The organism is Aliterella sp. E5.1, from assembly GCF_057473825.1.
This window is the reverse complement of the sequence record NZ_JBYCCV010000261.1, coordinates 1-2,263: the sequence shown is the minus strand read 5'-3', so window position 1 is coordinate 2,263 and position 2,263 is coordinate 1. Positions and strand designations below refer to the sequence as shown.

Here is a 2,263-nt window from a genome sequence, read left to right as displayed (position 1 = left end):
GCCGTTGTGGATGAAGCCATTTTTTACTATTCTTTCTGACCCGCATTTTGGACAGTTTAGCTTCTCTTCACTCATACAACTCTCTCTACATAATCTTTCCACTTATCCTTACATATTTGGCACTACCCAAGCGACATTCTCAACATATTACGTAGCTGTATCAGTAAGCATCTTCCTCCTTACCTCTCGGTGGCGCGTCTCAATTTCATCTGCATGATTACACAGATAATCTGCTAATTCCTTTAGGGGAACCTGCACATTTTTAACGCCTTTCATGTAAACTCTTTCCAAGCACGCTATATTACTGAGAGTAAACTTTGTCTTGCCTATCTAAACAGTTCTAATTTTCAATCTAATTTCACACATGAGGAGCAAGATTTACTAAAGGATGTCTTGCCGTGGTCCCATAAATTAGAAGACGCTACTGCTCAGTATTATGGTAGAGAACTAGAAATACGAAAAATTGCTTTTGAATATCAATCGTCACTTGTTCTGAAGGCTGCATATGATATTCGAGGTGATGGCGTAGTAATCGGACGTTCTTTACCTCCAGACGAGTGGAAAGAGCGAATTAACATCTGTTGGGGTAAACCATTTATCCTTCAAGAGTTTATACAGCCTCCTAATGTGATAGTACCAACTAAAGAAGGTAACAATTTTACTTTTAAAAATTTTAGTTTTGATCTATTTATGTTTGGTGGACAATTCCAAGGGTTTGGTTCAAAAAGTAGTGATAATGAAAAATTGAACTTATTTCAAGGAGGAAGTAAACAACCCGTTTTTTCCCTTACCTAATACTTGCTTAATATAAAAATATTGAATTATGGAAGCTATTGAAGTAAGAGTATTCACAACAAGGATAGATCAGGGAAATCCAGCAGCTGTGATTATGAATTTTTCAGATTCTGAAGATGAGATGCAAGCTTTAGCCGCTATTCTGAATTATCCGGTTACTGTTTTTGTACAACTCTCTAGTAAATCTGAACAAGTCGATGTTTCTCTCCGTTACTTCACACCACAGATGGAAATTCCTGCCTGTGGTCATGGTACACTAGGCGCTGCTCACTATCTATTATCAGATTTTCATACTAAGCAATTAACTGTTAAAACTGGTAAGGGTGAGTGTTTAACAATTGAACGAAGTGATAATAGTTTATTGCTGCTGAAGCTCCAAGACTTTAAATTATTGAATATAGATTTTAACCTTCAAGAAATTTGTAGTTTGCTTGGCATTACTGATAAAAGCTTTATAGATGTTGATTATCCTTGTTGTGTTGCTTCAGTTGGTAGCCCTAAACTCCTCTTTCCAGTCAAAGACATTCACGTCTTATTTAATCTGGAGCTTCAATTCTCTAAAATTACTGAGTGGAGCAAGCAAAATAAGGTCAATGGTATTTATGTTTACACTAAAGAAACTCTTGAACTGAATTCAAATTTCCATGCTCGAAGTTTTAATCCAATGACAGGTGCTAATGAAGACGCAGCAACTGGAGTAGCTGCTGCTGCTTTAGCAGCCGCAGTAGCGAATTTTAAGCAGAGTCAGCATGACTTTCTTATTGAGCAAGGCGACATTATAAACCGACCTAGTCGTTTATATATATCTACTAAACCCTTAATAAGGTTAGGTGGTTTTGCTGTTACTGTTGGTTCAATTTTGACATAATATAAGTTGAGCTAGAGTAGCCGAGTTGGTTACAATAAACAATAGTTTTTTGGGATTATAAATTATGAATATCCGTTCTTACAATAAGAACTTATCTACAACTGAACTATCAGATGCTTTAGAATCGTTTGGATATACGAATGGGTTAAGGGGAATTAAGGCTTATAAGCAGGGGTTTAAAATTTTTGGACCCGCTTTTGTGCAGAAACCATTCTTTCGATACTTTAGTCTTCTTTTGAGTTTTGTTCCATTGTTTTACCCAATTATTTAGCAGTGTTGTCCCCAAGTCTTTCTACACTGACATTAGTATTTGTTGGCTCTAGGCTGGAAACACTTGGAGAGAATGCGTTTATCATAGTAGCGGAGATAAGTCCCATACCTATTAATAATATTCCTCTTTGTTTATCTTCACCATGTATGATCGCCCTGGACATCGATAGAAAACCAAGCATAATCATTAGAAAACTCGTACAGGTTGTGTTGCAAAAACTTTGTGAGGACAGAAAACCTCTGTGGCAGGAGTTCGGATTATGCCACCACTCCAAAGATTTGATTGATGAAGAGAACCCGCTCTTTGATGGCTCCCTTGGGAACTCCCAA

At 37.0% G+C, this 2,263-nt stretch carries 3 protein-coding genes; all 3 read left to right on the top strand.

All coding sequences use genetic code 11. The features are described 5' to 3' along the window. Positions 1-393 precede the first annotated feature (393 nt). On the top strand, positions 394-795 hold the full coding sequence (locus AC2VE5_RS26040) for a hypothetical protein (RefSeq protein WP_486890461.1): 402 nt from the start codon (positions 394-396) through the stop codon (positions 793-795). Between the two features lie 28 nt (positions 796-823). Next, positions 824-1,663 (top strand): PhzF family phenazine biosynthesis protein, encoded by an 840-nt coding sequence (locus tag AC2VE5_RS26035; protein WP_486890460.1) that lies wholly within the window; start codon positions 824-826, stop codon positions 1,661-1,663. A 276-nt stretch (positions 1,664-1,939) separates the two neighbouring features. Beyond that, the coding region (locus AC2VE5_RS26030; RefSeq protein WP_486890459.1) for a hypothetical protein at positions 1,940-2,263 on the top strand (324 nt) is incomplete at its 3' end.